Source organism: Lawsonibacter faecis (genome assembly GCF_014287675.1).
Classification (GTDB): Bacteria; Bacillota; Clostridia; order Oscillospirales; family Oscillospiraceae; genus Pseudoflavonifractor; species Pseudoflavonifractor faecis.
In genome coordinates this window covers 1-20,164 of the sequence record NZ_JACOPQ010000007.1, presented here as the reverse complement: position 1 = coordinate 20,164, position 20,164 = coordinate 1, and the positions used below count along the sequence as shown (strand labels likewise).

At 63.3% G+C, this 20,164-nt stretch carries 17 protein-coding genes, 2 tRNA genes and 1 pseudogene; 9 read left to right on the top strand and 11 right to left on the bottom strand.

The window, feature by feature from the left end; genetic code table 11:
* Positions 1 to 168 precede the first annotated feature (168 nt).
* The gene (locus tag H8S62_RS09905; protein ID WP_186919156.1) at positions 169 to 1,038 is read right to left on the bottom strand and encodes a phosphate ABC transporter substrate-binding protein; all 870 of its coding nucleotides are present in this window, start codon (positions 1,036 to 1,038) and stop codon (positions 169 to 171) included.
* A 306-nt stretch (positions 1,039 to 1,344) separates the two neighbouring features.
* Between H8S62_RS09905 and H8S62_RS09900 the strand changes: the two genes are divergently transcribed.
* Positions 1,345 to 3,249 carry a flavocytochrome c gene (locus H8S62_RS09900; protein ID WP_186919155.1) on the top strand — a complete coding sequence of 635 codons (1,905 nt, stop codon included), beginning with the start codon at positions 1,345 to 1,347 and terminating at the stop codon, positions 3,247 to 3,249.
* A 364-nt stretch (positions 3,250 to 3,613) separates the two neighbouring features.
* On the opposite strand, the gene H8S62_RS09895 is transcribed toward H8S62_RS09900, so the two are convergent.
* Positions 3,614 to 3,952 carry a sigma-70 family RNA polymerase sigma factor gene (locus H8S62_RS09895; protein WP_186919154.1) on the bottom strand — a complete coding sequence of 113 codons (339 nt, stop codon included), beginning with the start codon at positions 3,950 to 3,952 and terminating at the stop codon, positions 3,614 to 3,616.
* Positions 3,933 to 4,154 carry a hypothetical protein gene (locus H8S62_RS09890; protein ID WP_243141845.1) on the bottom strand — a complete coding sequence of 74 codons (222 nt, stop codon included), beginning with the start codon at positions 4,152 to 4,154 and terminating at the stop codon, positions 3,933 to 3,935. The genes H8S62_RS09895 and H8S62_RS09890 overlap by 20 nt, the downstream gene beginning before the upstream one ends.
* A gap of 164 nt (positions 4,155 to 4,318) precedes the next feature.
* On the opposite strand from H8S62_RS09890, the gene H8S62_RS09885 reads away from it, so the two are divergent.
* From H8S62_RS09885 to H8S62_RS09865, 5 genes are all read left to right on the top strand, one after another.
* Positions 4,319 to 4,394, top strand: a tRNA-Thr gene (locus H8S62_RS09885).
* Positions 4,395 to 4,423: 29 nt separating this feature from the next.
* Positions 4,424 to 4,508, top strand: a tRNA-Tyr gene (locus H8S62_RS09880).
* 226 nt (positions 4,509 to 4,734) lie between these two features.
* The gene (locus H8S62_RS09875; protein WP_155151480.1) at positions 4,735 to 5,106 is read left to right on the top strand and encodes a DUF6483 family protein; all 372 of its coding nucleotides are present in this window, start codon (positions 4,735 to 4,737) and stop codon (positions 5,104 to 5,106) included.
* A 114-nt stretch (positions 5,107 to 5,220) separates the two neighbouring features.
* A complete protein-coding gene (locus H8S62_RS09870; protein ID WP_155151483.1) occupies positions 5,221 to 5,778 on the top strand; it encodes an RNA polymerase sigma factor in 558 nt (185 codons plus the stop codon).
* Positions 5,775 to 6,731, top strand: coding sequence for a hypothetical protein (locus tag H8S62_RS09865; protein ID WP_186919153.1), 957 nt, complete (start codon positions 5,775 to 5,777; stop codon positions 6,729 to 6,731). The genes H8S62_RS09870 and H8S62_RS09865 overlap by 4 nt, the downstream gene beginning before the upstream one ends.
* A 287-nt stretch (positions 6,732 to 7,018) precedes the next feature.
* On the opposite strand, the gene asnS is transcribed toward H8S62_RS09865, so the two are convergent.
* The 3 genes from asnS to H8S62_RS09850 all read right to left on the bottom strand — a co-directional run bounded on the left by asnS (position 7,019) and on the right by H8S62_RS09850 (position 9,815).
* Positions 7,019 to 8,398 carry an asparagine--tRNA ligase gene (gene asnS / locus H8S62_RS09860; protein WP_423788676.1) on the bottom strand — a complete coding sequence of 460 codons (1,380 nt, stop codon included), beginning with the start codon at positions 8,396 to 8,398 and terminating at the stop codon, positions 7,019 to 7,021.
* A 121-nt stretch (positions 8,399 to 8,519) separates the two neighbouring features.
* Entirely contained in the window at positions 8,520 to 9,356 is an 837-nt protein-coding gene (locus tag H8S62_RS09855; protein ID WP_186919151.1) for a DUF3021 domain-containing protein, read from the bottom strand.
* Between the two features lie 12 nt (positions 9,357 to 9,368).
* Entirely contained in the window at positions 9,369 to 9,815 is a 447-nt protein-coding gene (locus tag H8S62_RS09850) for a LytTR family DNA-binding domain-containing protein (RefSeq protein ID WP_186919150.1), read from the bottom strand.
* Between the two features lie 308 nt (positions 9,816 to 10,123).
* Between H8S62_RS09850 and H8S62_RS09845 the strand changes: the two genes are divergently transcribed.
* The 3 genes from H8S62_RS09845 (at position 10,124) to H8S62_RS09835 (ending at position 14,671) form a co-directional block, all read left to right on the top strand.
* On the top strand, positions 10,124 to 11,203 hold the full coding sequence (locus tag H8S62_RS09845) for a PfkB family carbohydrate kinase (protein ID WP_155151498.1): 1,080 nt from the start codon (positions 10,124 to 10,126) through the stop codon (positions 11,201 to 11,203).
* A gap of 94 nt (positions 11,204 to 11,297) precedes the next feature.
* Positions 11,298 to 12,221, top strand: coding sequence for a pseudouridine-5'-phosphate glycosidase (locus H8S62_RS09840; protein ID WP_155151501.1), 924 nt, complete (start codon positions 11,298 to 11,300; stop codon positions 12,219 to 12,221).
* Positions 12,222 to 12,433: 212 nt separating this feature from the next.
* The gene (locus H8S62_RS09835) at positions 12,434 to 14,671 is read left to right on the top strand and encodes a 5'-nucleotidase C-terminal domain-containing protein (RefSeq protein ID WP_173023517.1); all 2,238 of its coding nucleotides are present in this window, start codon (positions 12,434 to 12,436) and stop codon (positions 14,669 to 14,671) included.
* Positions 14,672 to 14,758: 87 nt separating this feature from the next.
* Here H8S62_RS09835 and H8S62_RS09830 read toward each other — a convergent pair whose 3' ends face one another.
* From H8S62_RS09830 to H8S62_RS09810, 5 genes and pseudogenes are all read right to left on the bottom strand, one after another.
* Positions 14,759 to 15,172: a hypothetical protein gene (locus tag H8S62_RS09830; RefSeq protein WP_155151506.1), complete on the bottom strand. Its 414-nt coding sequence runs from the start codon at positions 15,170 to 15,172 to the stop codon at positions 14,759 to 14,761.
* 154 nt (positions 15,173 to 15,326) lie between these two features.
* A complete protein-coding gene (gene nagZ / locus H8S62_RS09825) occupies positions 15,327 to 16,637 on the bottom strand; it encodes a beta-N-acetylhexosaminidase (RefSeq protein WP_155151507.1) in 1,311 nt (436 codons plus the stop codon).
* Positions 16,638 to 16,680: 43 nt separating this feature from the next.
* A complete protein-coding gene (gene rnr / locus H8S62_RS09820; RefSeq protein ID WP_186919149.1) occupies positions 16,681 to 18,810 on the bottom strand; it encodes a ribonuclease R in 2,130 nt (709 codons plus the stop codon).
* 345 nt (positions 18,811 to 19,155) lie between these two features.
* Positions 19,156 to 19,863, bottom strand: coding sequence for a class I SAM-dependent methyltransferase (locus H8S62_RS09815; protein ID WP_155151513.1), 708 nt, complete (start codon positions 19,861 to 19,863; stop codon positions 19,156 to 19,158).
* A 112-nt stretch (positions 19,864 to 19,975) separates the two neighbouring features.
* Positions 19,976 to 20,164 (bottom strand): annotated as a pseudogene (locus H8S62_RS09810) (dihydropyrimidine dehydrogenase); the annotation flags it as partial.

Below are 20,164 nucleotides of genomic sequence, written 5' to 3'. Positions count from 1 at the left end.
GGGTATTGGTCGTCATAGGCGTATCACCTTTCTCAAGAAGTGTGGAGGATTGTCAGGTAAAGGGGCGGTCATCGGGGGTAATCGATGAAGCGGGAGAAAACGGTGCAGGCCCCCGCCCCGGCTTGAAGGCCGGAGCGGGAGCGTCGCCGTCAGAGGGAGGGCTGCGATTTAATTCGCGGCGGGCACCACGCCGGCGGCGGCGTAGAGCTCGGCGTTGGCGCTGTCCATGGCGAAGTCGTAGAACGCCTGGGCGGCCTCGCTGAGAGGTTCGTCGGTCTTGGTGGCGAAGACGAAGGGCCGCTGGATGGCGTAGGTCCCGTCCAGGACGGTGGCCTCACTGGGAGCCACGCCCGCCACCTTCAGCGCTTTCACAGTGTCGTCCACGGAGGAGAGGGAGACGTAGCCGATGGCGCCGGGGGTGGTGGCGACGGCGGTGACGACCGCGCCGGTGGAGGTGAGCTCCTGGCTGTAAACGCACACGTCCGCGGTCTCGGTAATCTCCTCAAAGGCGCCGCGGGTCCCGGAACCGGCCTCCCGGCCGATGAAGGCGATCTCGGCGTCGCCGCCGCCGACCTCGCTCCAGTTGGCGATCTCGCCCCTGGCGATCCGGGCAATCTGCTCCACGGTCAGGTCCTCCACGCCATTGGCGGGATTGACCACGATGGCGATGCCGTCCTTAGCGATGACGGTTTCGGTGAGGCCGCCATCCTTCTCGGCATCCTTCAGTGCGCGGGAGGCCAGGCCAATGTCGGCGGTGCCGTTCTTGGCGGCCTCCACGCCGGTGCCGGAGCCGGTGGGGTCGTAGGTGACGGTGACGCCGGGCTGCACGGTTTTGAACTGCTCAATGAGGGCGCCGATGACCTTCTCCATAGAGGTGGAGCCGTTGGTGACCACCTTGCCGGTGAGGGCGGCGCTCCCGCCGGCCGGGGAACCGGCGGGGGACTGGGAGGGGCTCTGGGTGGCGGCGGGGGCGCCGCAGCCGGCCAGCAGGCCCACGCAGAGGGCCAGCGAGAGAATCAGTGCAGATACCTTCTTCATTCTTGTTTCGCTCCAATCAATCGATTTATCATTCACTTGGGTCCTGTAACAGTATTCAGTATATCGGCCCATTGTAAAGTTGTCTCACAGAGCATTGTAAAGTCTGTGTAAAGATGGTCTGTGTCCATAGGTTGCCCATTTTACATAGAAAGTCCTGTGTGGTTTTATTCATTTACAATAAACTTGTTAATTTGTTGACGAAATATGTTGCTTTTTAGTATTCCTTATGGTATAAATAGTGGCGCGTTAGGGCGGTCTTATCGTCTTTTCGTACACAAATTAGTAAAATAAGGAGAGACTGATGCAATGACAAAGAAGCTAAGCGCACTGCTGCTTGCCATGGCGCTGGTATTCAGCCTGGCCGCCTGCTCCGGCGGCGGGCAGCCCAGCACCAGCCCCACCCCCAGCGAGAGCACCCCCGTGGCCGAGGGTAAGTTCACCCCCGGCACCTACACCGGCGAGGGCCAGGGCTATGCCGGTCCCATTAAGGTAGAGGTCACCCTCTCCGCCGACAGAATTGAGAAAGTCGTCGTCACCGAGCACGACGAGACCGACGGCATCGGTTCCAAGGCCGTGGACGCCCTGCCCGACGCCATTGTGGACGCCCAGTCCGTCCAGGTGGATACCATCGGCGGCGCCACCATGGCCAGCGACGGCATCATCGCCGCCGTCACCGCCGCGCTGGAGAGCGCGGGCGTGGATGTGGCCGCCCTGGCCCCCATCACCACCGGCGGCAGCGAGCCCGCCGGCGAGCAGACCCTGGAGGCCGATGTGGTGGTCGTGGGCGCCGGCGGCGCGGGTATGGCAGCGGGCATCGCCGCCGCCCAGGCCGGCAAGAGCGTCGTCATTCTGGAGAAGACCGCCATGGTGGGCGGCAACTCCGTCCGCTCCACCGGCGGCATGAACGCCGCCAAGACCGAATGGCAGGACGCCAACGAGTTCGGCCAGTCCGCCGGCGTGGAGAAGACCCTGGCCGCAGCGGCTGAGAGCTACCCCGAACTCGCCGAGCTGACCGCCACCGTCCAGGCCCAGTACGACGAGTACAAGGCCAACCCCACCGGCTACTTCGACTCCGTTGAGCTCTTCATGCTGGACACCCTGGTGGGCGGCAAGAACCTCAACAACTACGATTTGGTGAAGACCCTGGCCGGGAACTCCGCCGCCGCCATCGACTGGCTGGACGGCATCGGCGCCGAGCTGCACAATGTGGGCGCTTTCGGCGGCGCGTCCGTCAACCGTATCCACCGCCCCGAGAAGGACGGCAAGACCATCTCCGTGGGCTCCTACATCATCCCCATTATGGAGACCGCCTGTGCCGACAACGGCGTGGAGATCATCTTCAACGCCCCCGTCACCGAGATCCTTATGGACGGCGGCAAGGCGGTGGGCGTGAAGGCCGACGGCTACACCGTCAATGCCGGCGCGGTCATCATCGCCTCCGGCGGCTTCGGCGCCAATCTGGACATGGTGGCCGAGCTGAAGAGCGAGTTGAAGGGCTTTGTCACCACCAACGCCCCCGGCATCACCGGCGACGGTATTGCCATGGCCGAGAAGGTGGGCGCCGCCACCGTGGACATGGACCAGATTCAGATTCACCCCACCGTGGAGCAGAAGACCTCCGCCCTCATTACTGAGGGCCTGCGCGGCGACGGCGCGATCCTCGTCAACGCCGAGGGCAGCCGCTTCTGTGACGAGGTCGGCACCCGTGACGCCGTCTCCGCCGCCGAGCTGGCCCAGACCGGCGGCAACGCCTGGCTGATTGTGGACCAGAAGATGGTGGACGCCTCCAGCGTCATCGCCGGCTACATCACCAAGGGCTACACCGTTCAGGGCGATACCTATGAGGCCCTGGCCGAGGCGATGGGCGTTCCCGGCGACGCCCTCTCCGCCACCATGGACAAGTGGAATGCGGCCGTGGCCGCGGGCGTGGACGAGGACTATCAGCGCACCAGCTTCGCCAATCCCCTGGACACCGCCCCCTATTACGCCATCCAGATTGCCCCCGGCGTGCACCACACCATGGGCGGCATCCAGATTAACACCGCCGCCGAGGTCCTCAAGGCCGACGGCACCGTCATCCCCGGCCTCTTCGCCGCAGGCGAGGTCACCGGCGGCATTCACGGCGCCAACCGCCTGGGCGGCAACGCCGTTGCCGACTTCGTGGTCTTCGGTAAGATCGCCGGCGAGTCCGCCGCCGCTTACGTGAAGTAAGCTTTCCCCAGACAGTACAGAGAAGCCCGCCGGTCCGTAGGACCGGCGGGCTTCTGACATTTTTTTGAATTTTATTCGCTTTTCGGCTTCTTCTCCTGCCCGAAGAACATTGCAATAATTGCCGCCGCCACCGCAATCATCAAGGTCGTGTCCATAAGATGCCGCCTCCCTTTTCCCTTTCAAAGCCTCCCGGCTTCCTTCGATAGATACAGTATACCGGGCAAGTTTAAAGAAAGCGTAAAGCAGAACATAATGAATGTATAAATGGAGCGGCGGACAGGCCACACGGTAAATAGGGCCGGACCGGCGGTATTTGGCCGCCTAAATCGTCAACCGCCCAACTCTCTCGACACGCCTGGGTTTTTCATTTTTCAGTCTTTGTCTCCCGCTTCTCCGCGTGGAAAAGGGACTCCGCGCCGGACCGCAGGCAGCGGCGCAGCCGCCGCTCGCCCCGCTTGATGTTCCGGGACACGGTGGACTTGTCCACTCCCAGCTTCTCGCCGATCTCCCGCATATTCAGCCCCTCGGCGTAGTACAGGAACAGCGCCTGCCGCTGTTTCTCAGTCACGTCCTCCCGCAGGGCCCGGACCAGGTTCCGCTTGAGGCGGGCGTGCTCTTCCGGGCTGTCCCCCGTCATGCTCCTGGCGTAGACCGCCATATCTGCGGCGTATTCCGCGCCTCTTCTATAACGTGTATTTGGCATTGCGCCGATACCCCCTGTCATAATATCGCCCTGTGAGCACGGCCAGTTCCCTGGTCTCCCGCCACATGGTCTCCAGCAGTTTGACACGCCGGTCCAGGAACAGGCGCTCTCCCTCATCCACGTCGCCCCGGAGCCCCTTCAGCTCCACGATGCGCCCCCGCAGTGCCCGGGCGTGGTCCCGGTATTCCAGTGATAACTCCATCAGGGTCATAGCTCTCTCAATAGCATCCTCTCTCCGCTGTCCCTCCGCCCGGCACACAGCCTGTCCTCCGCCCCCGCATAAAAATATCAGGTAAATTTAAATTTCCTGTTGACAAGACCCCCCTCCTTCTGCTAGAATAGTCGTTGCTGTGGACGAGCTGATACGCTGGTGTAGCTCAGTTGGTAGAGCAGCTGATTTGTAATCAGCAGGTCGGGGGTTCGAGTCCGTCCACCAGCTCCAAGTCCTTTTGAAAGGGCCCAACTTGATATGGAGGAGTTCCCGAGTGGCCAAAGGGGGCAGACTGTAAATCTGTTGTCTTCGACTTCGGTGGTTCGAATCCACCCTCCTCCACCAAACGAAATGGTTGCCCCTCACGGGGCGGCCATTTTGTTTATTCTCCGCTGGATTTAAACGTCCCGGGCCTCACACCCTCTTCCCGTCCCGCCCGATTTAGAACTTATGTTCTATTTCCTCTACAGAATACCACCTTCTGTAGGCGGGGTCAATACAACTAGGAAATCCCATTCGGACAATCGTTCTTATATTGTCCCTTATTCTGGACACCGAGAGGAGCGCGCCTATGTTCACCCAGGACTGGATGATGCGCCAGATCGAAACCTTGACCCTGGCCATTGCAAAGATTGTCTTCCGGAAGGACACGGCGGAGTACCGCCCCTCCGCCGCCGGGGAAGACGGCATCTTGAGCAATGCCGACCGGCTCCATATGACCCTGAATGCGGCGCTGAAGGAGGGGCGGATATCCGAGGGCGAGGATCTGCTCTTCGACGCCCTTGAGGACGGGGATCGGAACTGTCTGGAGGTGGCGCTGGACTTCTACTGCCGCCTCAACGAGCTCAGCGATCAGGAACTGGCCGCCGGAAATTTCTCCCGCCAGGAGATCCAGGACGGCCTGAACGATGTGATGGAACAGTTCGGCATCGTGCTGCCGTAAGACGCGTCCGCGGGATTACTTTCCCGCGGACGCTTTTTTCTGTCACATTCCTCTTCCATTTTCGTCTATTTAGGTGAAAGGCCTTTCATTGACATCACAGAGGGGGGATGGACGTTGGACGACCGGCAGATCATCGAACTCTACTGGGCCAGGGAGGAGTCCGCCGTCAGCGAGACCGAGCGGAAATACGGCCCCTACTGCCGCTCTGTGGCGGTCAACATCCTGGGCAGCGCGCAGGACGCGGAGGAATGCGTCAGCGACGCCTGGCTGGGCGCGTGGAACTCCATCCCGCCCCAGCGGCCGGCGTCCCTCCGCGCCTATCTGGGCCGGCTGGTACGCAACGCCGCCCTCAGCCTCTGCCGCCGCAGCCGGGCGCAGAAGCGGGGCGGCGGGATGGAGGTTCTTCTCTCCGAGCTGGGGGACTGCGCCGGGTCCCGCCCTTCGCCGGAGGAGGAGTTCGACGCCGGCCGTCTGGGGGAGGACATCAGCCGCTGGCTCCGGGGACTGGACGGGGCGAAGCGGCGGCTCTTCCTCAGGCGGTACTGGCTGGGCGAGAGCGTGGGGGAACTGGCCCGGGAATGCCGCTGCACCCCCAACGCGCTGGCGGTCCGCCTGCGCCGGCTCCGCCTGGAGCTGAAGGATTTTCTGGAACAGGAGGGATACGCCCTATGAATACGCAGCAGCTCTATCGGGGCGTCACGGAAATTGACGACGCCCTGATCGAAGAGGCCTTGGAATCCCCGCACCAAAAACGCCGCCGAATCCGTCCGTTCGCCATGGGGGCGGCCTGTCTGGCGCTGATCTCCGGGGTTTTTTTCGCCCTGCGGGGCGGCCCGACGGCAGACCCTCTCCCCTCCTCGGGTGAGATTTACGTCATGCCCCGCTGGGAGGATATGCCCCTCTACCGGCAGTACGGCCAAATCGACTGGGACGGCGCGGACTACTACGCCGCCTGTCCGGTGGACGCCGGGGCCGTGGGCGCGCTTCTGGGCGGGGGCACGGCCACCGGACACGACCTGTACGAGGACAGGGACTATTCGACGGTCTGCGCCGTCTACGCCCTCAGCGGCATCTCCCCCGCCGCCGCCGTGGCGGTTCAGTACGAGGGCCATGACGGATTCTACACCTGCCGGGCCGAAGACTACAGCAGCGGCACCTTGGGTGAACTTATCGACGACCTTGGGCTGGAACAAAATCTGACGTTCGGCCTGGTCTACTACGACGGAGCCTATCAGGACCCCGGCCGGGCTCTCAGCTACCGCCTGCCCGACCCCGCCGCCGCGTGGGACCTGCTCCTTGGCGACAGGGCGCTGAAAAATGAGGGCAGCGGGCACTACACCGCGTCTCTCATGGGCTTCTCGGTCACCGTGGAGGTTCTGGGCATTCATAACCTCTCCCTGTCGGTGAACGGGGAGGGCTACCTCCAGACCAACCTGATCTCCACCGGGGCCTCCTACCATATCGGCGAGGAGAAGGTCCGGGCGTTCCTGGACTACGTCTTCACCCACGGCGAGGTCGTGGAGTGGCCTCAAATCGCCGGCGGCGGCTCCTGGGAACCGGAACCCGTCCCCGAGACGGAACAGGGCGCCTCGGCCCCGTCCCGCCCCCCAGCTGCGCCGGAATAAGCCCCATATCGCGCGGGCCCCGCCGTGCGGCCGCTCACATCTGCAAAAAAGTCGGGAGCCAATCAGGCTCCCGACTTTTTCATATCAATTTAGAAATCCGCGCTGCCCACTGTGCGGGGGTGCGGCAGGCCCCACACGGCCAAGGCCGTGCGGGGACCCCGGTGATTGAATCTGCACGGGCGGAATGAATCCGCCCGGCATCAAGGTATCGGCCCGATATGGGCCGATACACTTGTACGGCGCTTACGCGCCGCCCCATTTCATGGGGCCCCGACGTCCTGCCGCCTTTAGAAATCCGCGCTGCCCACTGTGCGGGGGTGCGGCAGGACGTCGCGGATGTTGGAAACGCCGGTGAGGTACATGACCATCCGCTCGAAGCCCAGGCCGAAGCCCGCGTGCTTGGTCCCGCCGTAGCGCCGCAGGTCCAGGTACCACCAGTAATCCTCCGGATCCATGCCCAGCTCCCGGATGCGCCCCTCCAGCAAGTCCAGCCGCTCCTCACGCTGGGACCCGCCGATGATCTCCCCGATGCCGGGCACCAGGCAGTCGGCGGCGGCCACGGTCCTCCCGTCGTCGTTCAGGCGCATATAGAAGGCCTTAATCTCCTTGGGATAATCGGTGACGAAGACCGGCTTGCGGAAGACCTCCTCGGTGAGGAAGCGCTCGTGCTCGGTCTGGAGGTCGCAGCCCCAGTCCACGGGGTACTCGAATTTGTGGCCGGAGTTTTTCAGAAGCTCCACCGCCTCGGTGTAGCTCACCCGGGCAAAATCGGAGGAGGCCACGTGAGAGAGCCGCTCCACCAGGCCCTTGTCCACAAAGGAGTTGAAGAAGGCCATCTCGTCGGGACACTTCTCCATAACGGTGTTGATGATATACTTGATCATGGCCTCGGCCACGTCCATATCGCCCTGGAGGTCACAGAAGGCCATCTCTGGCTCAATCATCCAGAACTCTGCGGCATGGCGCGTGGTGTTGGACTTCTCTGCCCGGAAGGTGGGGCCGAAGGTGTAGACATTGCCGAAGGCCATGGCGAAGGACTCGGCATTCAGCTGGCCGGAGACCGTCAGGTTGGCGCTCTTGCCGAAGAAATCCTGACTGTAGTCCACCGCGCCGCCCTCCCCCCTGGGCGGGTTCTCCATGTCCAGGGTGGTCACGCGGAACATCTCCCCCGCGCCCTCGCAGTCGCTGGCGGTGATGATGGGGGTGTGGACATAGACGAAGCCCTGGTCCTGGAAGAAGCAGTGGATGGCGTGGGCCGCCACACTGCGCACCCGGAATGCCGCGGAGAAGAGGTTGGTGCGGGGCCGCAGATGGGCGATGGTGCGCAGATACTCCACGCTGTGGCGCTTCTTCTGGAGGGGATACTCGGGGGCGGAGGGGCCCTCCACCTCGATGGCCGCGGCCTTTACCTCCAGGGGCTGCTTGGCTCCAGGGGTGAGGACCACCGTGCCGGTGACCACGAAGGACGCGCCCACGTTCTGCTTGGCGATCTCCTTGAAGTTCTCCACCACGCCGTCCTCAAAGACAATCTGGAGGTTCTTGAAGCAGGAGCCGTCGTTAAGCTCAATGAAGCCGAAGGTCTTCATATCCCGGATGGTCCGGGCCCAGCCGCAGACCGTGACGGTCCGGCCGCCAAAGTGGTCCTGGTCGGCGAAAATCTGCGAAATAGTCGTGCGTTTCAATGGAATTTCCCTCTCTCTACGTCGTTGTAGGGGCGCCGGAATGCCGCCCCAAGCCTTTATTCACAATTGACTCTATTATAAGGAAATTCCATGTATTTTACAACCTCTACTTTTGTTTTTGCCGCAGTTTTCCCCAGAGCGCGCCCAGCAGGTTGAAAACCAGGGCAATGCCCGCGTATGCCAGCCCCTGGGATAGGTCGTAGGCGGGGGAGAAAAAGAGAAGGTTGGGCAGAAAGGCGGTGAGAACCGCCGGAGGCAGGAGGGGGCACGGGCCGTACTGCCGACCCGCGGCGAAGCCAGCCACCGCCGCGGTAAATGGGTAACAGAGCCAGGGCAGGAGAAGGCCCGTCAGCACCGGCACGTCGGGACCGTCCAACGGCGCGAGCAGGGGCCGCAGCAACAGGAAGAGGGCCGCCGCCAGCACCAGATAGGGCAGGCTCTCCCGCCACTTGAGGGGGGACGGCCCGGACTGCGCCTCTGCAAGGCCCATCTTTTTACGAATGGCAGCCACATCGGAGCGCCACGCGATGCACCGCGCCGCCCAGACAATGAGGTAGAATGCCGCCAGCACCGCCGTCACGCCCAGATAGCGCGGAAAGAAGCGGTCCCCCCTTACCTCAAACCAGCGGCAGTTCCAGGCCGTGGCGGTAAATGCGGTAATATTGAAGAGAAAGTGCCACAGGGAGTTCCAGAGGAAGCTCCCCTCCCGCTCCAGAAAGATGGATGAGAAGCCTATTGCCGCCCCAAGCGTACCAACGCACAAAAACTGGAACAAGGCGGCACCGGCCTCGGTGCCCTTGGACAGGACCAGAGCGCCCGTGGTCAGGCATACCCCCCCGCCGCTGGCGCACCCCCACAGGATGGGGAGCAGGCACACCACGCCCGCCCCGCAGGGAAAACCGATACAGGCCCGGCTCAGCGCTTTTTTTATCTCCGGCTTCATACCGCCGCCTCCTCATATCCCAAGGGCTTTTTTGATCTTCTTCACATACCGCCGGGAGACGTAGCACACGACCTCTCCGTCCAGGGTCATGCGGATGGTGCCTGCCAGTGAGAGGTCCAGCCCGGTGACTCGCTTCACGTTGACAATCTCCGAGTTGGAGATGCGCAGGAACGCCCCGCCGGGGCAGAAGCGCTCCTCCAGCTCATAGAGCCGCTCCCGCAGCTGCCACTCGCTCCCGTCGGCGCAGTGGGCGAAGACCTCCTTGGTCCCGCCGTAGAACCGCAGCACCTCCTCCGGCCCCAGCAGGCGCGCCTCGTCCCCCCGCCGGCCTGGGAGCGGTCCCGTACCCAGGGCGGAGAGCTTTGCCATCAGCGCGTCCGTCTCCCCGCTGCGCTCCTCCGCCACCAGCACCAGATAGGGTTCCCCGCAGCCCGGCTCCGGCCGGAACTCCACCCGCATCTCCCTCACCTCTTTTCGCTCTCAGTATACCCGAACCTCCTCCCTGCCGTCCAGCTTTTCTCGGCGGTCGGTCGGTCCGGCGGGACAGGCGGTGTGGGTGCGGCCCGCAGCATATTGCGCGGCAAAGCGGGGGCGGTGGACGACCCTGCCGCCGTACGCCCCCGTTTCACCCGCCGTCCGGTCAAACTATCCAAAAAACCATATTTAATTTTGACAGTTACGCCCTCTTGACTTTGCATGTGCGCCGTGGTAATTTATAAGCATAAGTTAATTGTGTAAGCATTTATTTAGAAAATGAGGTGTGGGACATGACCCAGCGAGAACGCGAAATCCTCCACTGGATAGAAGAAGATCCCCTCATCTCCCAGCAGGAGCTGGCGGAGCGGGCGGGCATCACCCGCTCCTCGGTGGCGGTCCACATCTCCAATTTGATGAAGAAGGGCTACATCGCGGGTAAGGGCTACGTGCTGCGCAACCCCTCCTACGCCGCGGTCATCGGCGGGGTGAACATGGACATCGGCGGCCGGTCCAGCGCGCCACTGGTGGCGGAGGACTCCAACCCCGGCAAGGTCCGCATGAGCCTGGGCGGCGTGGGCCGGAACATCGCCCACAACATGAGCCTCCTGGGCATCGACGTGCGGCTGCTCACCGCCTTCGGCGACGACCTGTACGCCCAGAAAATCGCCGCCTCCTGCGGGGAGCTGGGCATCGATATCTCCCAGGCCCTCCAGGTGCCCGGCGGCGCCACCTCCACCTATCTCTTTATCTCCGGCAGCGACGGGGACATGGCTCTGGCGGTGTCCGACATGGACATCTACGAGCACGTCACCCCCGCCTATCTCCAGTCCCGCCGCGCCCTGCTGGACAACGCCCAGCTCATCGTCACCGACACCAACATCCCCGCCGAGTCCATCGCGTGGCTGTGTGAAAACATGAAGGTGCCCATCTTCGCCGACCCGGTGTCCACCGCCAAGGCGGTGAAGCTCAAACCCGTCCTGGGGCGGCTGCATACCCTCAAGCCCAACCGCATTGAGGCGGAGCTTCTCTCCGGCGTGCCCATCACCGACGAGGCGAGTCTGAACGCCGCGGCGGACGCCCTGCTGGCCACCGGCCTGCGCAGGGTGTTCATCTCCATGGGGGGCGACGGCATCTTCGCAGCCGACCACGCCGACCGGGTCCATGTGCCCTGCTTCAAGGGCGAGATGGTCAACACCACCGGCTGCGGGGATGCGTCCATGGCCGCTGCGGCCTGGGCCTATCTGGAGGGCACCGACCTGATTGGCACCGCCCGGGCCGCCCTGGCCGCCGGGGCCATCGCCATGGAGAGCGCCGAGACCATCAATCCCAGGATGAGCGCGGAGGCGCTGACCGCCCGAATGGGCCTGTGACCCAATTTATTTCACGCCGCTGCTGAAATCCGCCGGACAGCGCAAGGGCTCTGTCCCTGCCAAATCCACTCAATTTTATTTGGAGGTCATCAATATGAACAACCTGAACAAGTACCTGGACGTCTCCCCCGAGGTTGCCGCCGCCCTGGCCGAGGGCAGGGCCGTCGTAGCTCTGGAGTCCACCATCATCTCCCACGGTATGCCCTACCCCCAGAACGTGGAGACGGCCCTCAACGTGGAGAACATCATCCGCGAAAACGGCGCGGTGCCCGCCACCATCGCCATCATCGGCGGCCGCCTGAAAGCGGGCCTCTCCAAGGAGGAGATTGAGTATCTGGGCAAAAAGGGCCAGGGTGTGAACAAGGCCAGCCGCCGGGACCTGGCGGTGCTGGTCGCCCGGGGTGAGGACGGCGCCACCACCGTCACCACCACCATGATCATCGCCCATATGGCGGGCATCAAGGTCTTCGCCACCGGCGGCATCGGCGGCGTCCACCGCGGGGCCGAGACCACCATGGACATCTCCGCAGACCTGGAGGAGCTGGGCCAGACCCCCGTCATGGTCGTCTGCGCGGGCGCCAAGTCCATTCTGGACCTGGGCCTGACCCTGGAGTACCTGGAGACCCACGGCGTGCCCGTCATCGGCTACGGCACCGAGGAGCTGCCCGCGTTTTACACCCGGAAGAGCGGCTTTGGCGTGGACTACCGGATCGACACGCCCGAGGACCTGGCCGCCGCGTTCCACGCCTCCCGGGAGATGGGTCTCAAGTCCGGCATGCTGGTGACCAATCCCATCCCCGAGGAGTACTCCATGGACGCCGACGTAATCGGCGCCGCCATCGAAAAGGCCGTGGCCGAGGCCAAGGAGCAGGGCATTCACGGCAAGGCAACCACACCCTTCCTGCTGGCCAAAATCAAGGACCTGACCGGCGGCGACAGCCTGGATTCCAACATCCAGCTCGTATACAACAACGCCCGCGTGGCAGCCAAGACCGCCGCCGCCCTGGCGAAACTGTAAGCCGGACCATATCAGGAAAAAACGCCTCTGTTTCAAATGAAACAGAGGCGTTTTTCTGCCTGCGCCGCACGGCGGCGGGCCCCCCGTTTTTCACGCCTTCCTCAACGATTATTGTAAAAAAAGGACAAATTGCGTTGTGGTCCCCGAATGGACCCGTTATAATGACCCTATCCACGGGCCATAGCCCAAATCCAGAAGAAGGAAGCGATTACATGAGTAAAAAGCGCGTCTCCCGCACCCTGACCGGCCTGCTGGCCGGCTTGGTAGCCGTCAGCTGCATGGGGCTCTCCGCCCTGGCCGCCGCGCCCGAGTCCATCACCATCGGCATCTACTCCACCACCGACATGCACGGCCGCTGCTACGGCACCGATCCCCTGACCGACGGCAGTGTGAACAACAGCTACCTGAAGGTCGCCACCGCCGTGAAGGAGGAGCGCGCCAAGGTGGACGGCAGCGTCCTGGTGGACTGCGGCGACATTATCCAGGGCAGCGCCATCACCAGCTACAACGTGAACATGAAGGAGGGCGAGGAGAACCCCATGGCCTACTGCCTGCGCTACATCGGCTACGACGCCTTTGTACTGGGCAACCATGAGTTCAACTACTCCAGTGAGATTCAGACCAAATTCTACGACCTCCTCCAGAGCACCGACGCCTCCGTCGCCGGCTCCCCTGTGAGCGTGGTGTGCGCCAACCTCATCTACACCGACACCCAGCAGCCCAAGTTTAAGCCCTACATCACCAAGGAATTCACTGTGGGCGGGAAGACCTTCACCATCGGCGTGCTGGGCTTCGAGAATGTGAATGTGCCTAACTGGGACGTGCCTGAGCATTACGCCGGCCTCCAGTTCACCCACGACGGCAACACCGACCGCACCTATGTCTACGAGTGGGTCAACTACTGGCAGCAGGAGATGCGCGAGACCGCCAAGTGCGACTTCGTCATTGTGGCGGCCCACTCCGGTGAGGGCGGAGACGCCGTGGGCGACGGCGCCGACGGCGCCAAGGGCTCTATGGAGGGCTTCACCGCTGAAAACCAGATGCGCTATTTTATTGAGAACACCACAGGCGTGGACATGGTCATGTCCGGCCACAACCACACCCCCGGCATCTACTCCATCAAGAACGCCGACGGCAGGGAGATCCCCTGCGTCAACGGCGGCTGCAACACGCTGACTGCCACCACCCTGACTCTGAGGTCCGACGGCACCCTGTCCCTGGGCGAGAGCAATGCCCTCAACCTGAAGGACTACGAGGACGACGCGGGCCTCTCCGCCCTCATCAAACCCTACTACGACGAGACCGTCCCCTTTGTCAACCAGCAGATCGGCACCCTCTCCGGAAAATGGGACGACGTTTCCGACTACTACTACACCCAGGGCGATACCTATGACCTGGTTCAGAAGGCCCAGATCTGGGCCACCGGCGCCGACGTGTCCATCACCACCCCCGTGCCCCAGAAGGGCTTTACTCTCTCCTCCCTCTTCGCCGAGGGCGCGGAAACCGCCGCCGTCAGCCTCAAGAACTGCTATGCGTTCTACAAGTACGACAACAACCTCCTATATATGATCGAGATGACCGGCAAGCAGCTCAAGGACTGGCTGGAACAGTCCGCCTCCACCTATCAGATCGGTGAGGACGGCTCCCTCACCGGCGCGGGCTTCGGCACCGACATCGCCTATGGCATCAGCTACGACGTATATGTGGGCAACCCCGAGGGCAGCCGCGTCCAGAACATCACCTACAAGGGCGCGCCCCTGGCCGACGACGCGGTCTTGAAGGTCGCCCTCTCCAGCTACCGCCTGTCCGCCACCCCCGGCGCGGACTCCTACGGCTGGTATGCCGCCACCGGCATCAACACCGGCAGCGACAAGGTGCTCTTCAACGCCTCCGTGTCCGAGCAGTTCGGCGGCGTGGGCGGCTCCGTGCCCCTGATCATCGGCGAGTACATCAAGTCCGAGACCGCCGCCGGCCGCGACATCACTCCCGGCCATGACACCGAGTTCCACGTCTACGCCACCGCGTCCGACACCATGACCCGCCTGCAGTTCGTGGAGAAGCTCCACGAGGCCGCCGGGTCCCCCGCCGCCGAGTCCGCCCCCTTCAAGGACGCAGGGCACAACGCCGCGCTGGCCTGGGCCTACACCAAGGGCATCGTCTCCGGCGACGGCACCGGGAACTTCCTGCCCGACGCCCCCATCACCCGTGAGCAGGCAGCCGTCATGCTCCTGAACTACGCCAAGAGCGTGGAGAAGGGACCCGTGGGCGCCTGGGCCGTCCAGCTCAGCTATGCCGACGCCGCCGACATCCACGGCTGGGCCGCGGAGGGCGCCATGTGGAACCTCATCTCCAAGCTCATTCCCGTGGGTGAAGACAACCGCTTCAACCCCAATGGGACTCTTTCCCCCGCCGACGCCCAGGCCATGCTGGACGCCTTTGCAGCGCTGTAAATATCAGTGAAAATGAGCGCCCCGGACATTCGTCCGGGGCGCTCATTTTTCAGCACGGCCCTGCCGCCCAGTGGAGACGAAAAAATCTTACCCCCCGGCCGGAGGGTAAGACGGGTTCAAGACGGAAAACCAATTGCCCTCAATCAAAAGATAGCAGTCGTCCGGACCGTTGATAATATAGGTAAAGCCCGGATAATCTCCCTCCGTAAGAACAAAATCATAGCGCTCTCCCTCCTCCTCGTCCACAGGAGACCGGCCCTCTTCATCCGCAAAAATCTCATATTCCAGTTCCGAGGCCCACGTCCTCAGTCTGTCGACCTCTTCATTCTCCGCCACCCATTGGGTCGTTACCCCGCCAACGCTGTGAGTCATATCCACTCGGGTGACATAGTCGCCAATATAAGTGGAAACCGGTCTTCCGGGCCCTACGCTTAAATTGCCGCAGCCGGCCAGGCCAAGCGCACAGGCCAGCGATAAAAAGATTGCCGCAAACCTTTTCATAGCCTCCCCCTCAATCATCCTGAGTTCCTGCCTATATAGACGAGATGCGCCGAAAATGGTTCCCCATTCCAGTCCCATTCCCACGACGCGCCTTCATGTATGAGGAGCGGTGTGCGCGGCACAGAGCTTATCTCCGCCGCGCACGGCTTCTCCTTCAGGGCTGGGCCGCGCGGATGATCTCATTGAGCGCCTCCACGTCGGGAGGCTCGACGGGGTCGTTGGTGAGGCCGTACCCCTCCTTTACCGCCAGGATGCGATAGACGCTCTCGTCCAGCCGCTCCATGGTGATGCGCCCGCTGTTCACCGCGTCCATCAGGCCCTGATAGGCGGCCTCCAGATTCTCCTGCCTGTGACAGACCAGTAACAGATCACACCCGGCCTCCACCGCCATGACGGCGGCCTCCCCCATGCCATAGACGTCGGAAATCGCCGCCATGGTGAGGTCGTCGGTGCACACCATCCCCTGAAAGCCCAGCTTCTCCCGCAGGAGGCCGGTGACCACCGCATGGGACAGGGACGCCGGGCGGTCCGGGTCAAGCTGCGTCATGAGAATATGGGCCACCATGACGGCGGGAACGCTCCTGCCCGCTCCCGGGTCCTCCCCTATGGCGTAACGAAAGGGCTTCAGCTCGTTCTCCATCAGCTCATCCACCGTCTTATCCACCACGGGGAGGCCCACATGGGAGTCCACGGCGGTATCCCCGTGGCCGGGGAAATGCTTTACAACAGGAATCACGCCGCTGGACATGAGCCCATAGGCCACCCGGGGGCCCATCAGGCTGACGGTTGTCTTGTCATTGCCGAACGCCCGGTCGCCAATCACGGTATTGTCCGGATTAGACCAGATATCCAGACTGGGGGCAAAGTCCACATTGAAGCCGAAGGCCCTGCATTCGGCGGCCAGGGTCTCTCCCAGCCGGTTGCAGAGATCGCCGTCCATCGTCTTGCCGTACTCATAGGCGGCGGGCAAAGGCGCCACCTCGGGGGGCATCCGGGACACACGTCCCCCCTCCTCGTCCACGCAGAGGAAAAGTGGGATATAGCCGTCGTTCAGCGCCCGCAGACCGCTGTTCAGCTCCGCAAGCTGGGCGGCGCTCTCCACATTTCGTCCAAAGAGGATCACCCCGCCCACATGGTAGCCCTGAATGGCCGATACCGCGTCCGCGCCCGGCTCGGTCCCCTCAATGCCCGCCACCAGGAGTTGGGCCGCCTTCTCCTCCACGGTCATGGCGTCCAACCGCTCCTGCACCGGGTCCGCCGGGACGGGAGCGCCGGTCTCAGGCGTGGGCGTCACAGGGGCGGTGGCTTCGGGCCGGGCCGTCTCTGGCGTCGGGGAAACCGGGGGCCGGTCGGCGGCCGCAGGACTCGACTCCGCCGCCGGCGGCTGGGCGGGATCCCCTGTGCAGCCGGCGGCAAAGGCGAATACAAGCAGCAATATTGCCGCCATTATTCTACGCTTTGTCATTGCTTTTCACCTCATTTACAAGAGCCGGAAGGCCCCGGCCCCCTTACCGCTTCCTTCCGCCGCCCCTCCCCGCCTTGTGCCGGGGCGGTCTGGCGCGCCTGCCCCCGGCTTTTGTACGGGGCTTTCCCCTGACGAAATCGGGCGCGATGGGCAGCTCGTGTCGCTTCTCCCTGGGCGCGATGACAGGGAGTTCGCCTTCCCCCGCCAGGCGGAAGTCAATCTGCCCGCTGCCCGGATCGGCCTGGACGCAGACCACCTCCAGCGCCATGCCGAAGGAGAAGACCCGCCCCGTGTGTTCACCGCGGAGGGTCATGCGCTTCTCGTCGTAGTGCCACTTGTCGCCGGGGAGAGCCTCCGCAGGGAGCAGCCCCTCCACGCCGGAGGGCAGCATGATAAAGAGGCCGAACTTGGTTACGCCGGAGACCGCTCCGGTCAGCTCCTCACCGATGTGGCCGGACATATACTCGGCCATATAGAGCTTCTCGATCTCCCGCTCGGCATTTTGGGCGGCGATCTCCCGCTCGGAGGATTGGACGGCCGCCTTCTGTGCCATGACGGCCATGCGCTTCTCCCAGGGGGCCTTCCCCTGCCGCTCCCCATCCTCTATGACTCTGCTGAGGATGCGATGGACCATCAAATCGGGATACCGCCGGATGGGGCTGGTGAAGTGGCAGTAGTACTTGGCCGCCAGGCCGAAGTGTCCCAGATTCTGGGTGTCATACCGGGCCTTCATCAGGGAGCGGAGGACCATGGTGCTGATGATGGGGGCCTCCGGCTTGGTCCCGGCGTCCTCCAGAATCTTTTGCAGGGTGAAGTTGTCCGCCTCCTGAAAGGTATAGCCGAAGGGCTCCAGCATGGTCTTGAGTCCCTCGGCCTTGTCGGCGGAGGGCTTCTCGTGGACCCGGTAGACCCCTGGCTTCTCCCGCTCAAAGAGGTGCTGGGCCACGGTCTCGTTGGCACACAGCATGAAGGATTCGATCAGGGCCTCGCTCTCCCCCTGCCTCCGGGTGCGGATATCCACCGGCCGGCCCTGCTCGTCGCAGATGATATAGCTCTCGCTGGTGTCCAGGTCCAGGCTGCCCCGGAGCCTGCGCCGCTTCTCCAGCGCCTTTGCGAGAACCGCCATGTCCCGCAGCATGGGCAGGATGTGGGCGTAACGTTCCTCCAGCGCCCGCTTCTGGGTCCGCAGGACGGCCTCCTCCGGCAGGCTGTCCGCCAGCAGCAGGTTACAGTCCTCGTAGGTCATGCGCTCGGTGGTGCGGATGACGCTCTTGTGGACACTGTGGCCCAGCACCTCGCCCCCCTCGCTCATGGTCATAAGACAGGTGAGGGCCAGCCGGTCCACCTGGGGATTCAGGGAGCAGATACCGTTGGAGAGCTCCACCGGCAGCATGGGGATTACCTGATCGGCGAAGTAGACCGAGGTCCCCCGCTCCCAGGCCTCCAGGTCCAGAGGGGATTTCTCTGCGACATAGTGGCTCACGTCGGCGATGTGGACCCCCAGCACCCAGCGGCCGGATGCATCCCGCTCCAGGCTCACCGCGTCGTCCAGATCCTTGGCGGAGGCGCCGTCGATGGTGATGACGCACCTCCCCCGCAGGTCCAGGCGGCCCGCCAGAGCCTCGGCGGGCACTGTCTCGGCCGCGGCCTCCGCCTGTTCCAGGACGTTGACGGGGAACTCCCGGTCGATCTCGTAGTTGTAGAGGATGGCCGCGGCGGCCGCCTCCCGGGTCCCCGCCTTGCCGAAGGTCTCCCGCAGCGCGCCCAATGGGGGCTTGCCGCCTCCGCCGTAGCTCTGGACCTCCACCGCGGCCTTCTCCCCGGAGTGGAGCCCCCGGCTCTTCCCCGTCAGCTTGATCGGGCCGGGCAGCTTGTCCGAGTCGGGCTGGAGCCAGAGCTCCCGCTCGAACCGCCGCAGGGTGCCGGTAACGGTCTTGTTTGCCCGTTCCAGCACGGAGACGATCCTCGCGCTGCGCCGGTCCCCGTCAAAGGGGTCGGCCCGGTCGGGGACAATTGTCACCTTGTCGCCGTGCCAGGCTCCGCCGGTGGCCCTGGGGGGAATAAAATAGTCGCCGTCGCGGTCTGTCCCACCCTCGGGCGTCACGAAGCCGAAGCCCCGGCTGGTGCCCTGGAATACGCCGGCAATGGTGTTTTTGTCTTTTGTTCCTGCCATATCGTTCCTCTTTCTTCATTTGGTTGACAAAGATACAGGTATAGTATAGCACAAATGGGAATAAGTCCATCCGAATTTTACAAAAAAGGACTTGACCGCCGCGTCCGTCACCGATGGCCGCCGGATACGGCGTTCCGCCGAGGCCTGGAAGCCGCGGCAGGAATGGTCTGCGGCGCGCACTGCAAAAATCCCCGGGACGGCTGTGAACGCCTCTACGGTTTGATTTTTTCCTGCCATATAGCAATCCCCCCTGATGTAAGTTTTATTGCCTACATCAGGGGGGATTTATCTATTGTCCGTCTTTGCTGGAGCGGTTGAAATAGAAGCGGGGGCTTTCACAGGCTCTTACGCCTTTTTCCCGATATAAACCAGCTGCGTGCAGCGCTGGATGCCGGTCTTCTCACAGCGGGCCTGGATATGCCTGGCCTCGTCCAGAAGGGTCTGGAAATCGGGGGTGCCGGCGGCCTTTTTCTCAACCGCGGCCACCAGCTTGGCGTTTTTCTCCGCCAGCTTGCCGTCCATCTTGGACTCCTCCAGCAGCTCCACCATCCGCACGTCGGTCAAGGGCAGGCGCTTGAGAATATCCACGATCTCGTTTTTCTTCCAGGTGGGACGCTGGAAGCCGCCGGAGAGCATATCCAGCTTGGCCTCCAGGGTGTGCTGCTCAAAGTGGGTCTGCTGGGCCTCGTTCTGGTTGTCGGAGAACATCTCGTTTACCATGAAATAGCCGCCGGGCCTCAATACCCGGAGCATCTCGTCCAGGACCGCGCCGTAATCCTCAATGTGGTGCAGGGTGTTGGAGATGGCTACCAGCTCGAATACGCCGTCTTCAAAGTCCATATGGGCCGCATCGCCCACCATGAACTCCACGCCCTTGCCCGCGCTCTTCTCCCGGGCCTGGGCCACCGTCTCCGGCTCGCAGTCCATGCCGATGATGCGTGACCCCTCGGGCATCGCCTCCACCAGAGTGAAGGCAAACTCGCCGAAACGGGTGCCGACGTCCAGCGCCATGCCCTGCTTCAGGCCGGGCAGATACTCTTTTAAATGCAGCATAAAGAAGACCCCTTTCCTTTTATGCGAAACGGTTGAAAACGCGGCCCGGCAATGCCGGGCCCTACCATGCTTGGCGTAGGGCCCGCCAGTGTCGGGCCGCGTCGTTATCGGTTTATTTTCCGGCGATGTAGGCGTGAATCTGCTCGGCGGCCTTCTTGCCCGCGCCCATGGCGAGAATCACGGTGGCCGCGCCGGTCACCGCGTCGCCGCCGGCGAACACGCCCTCGCGGGTCGTCGTCACGCCGTCGTCCTCCACCACCAGGCAGCCCTTCTTCGTCGCCTCCAGGCCCGGCGTTGTGGA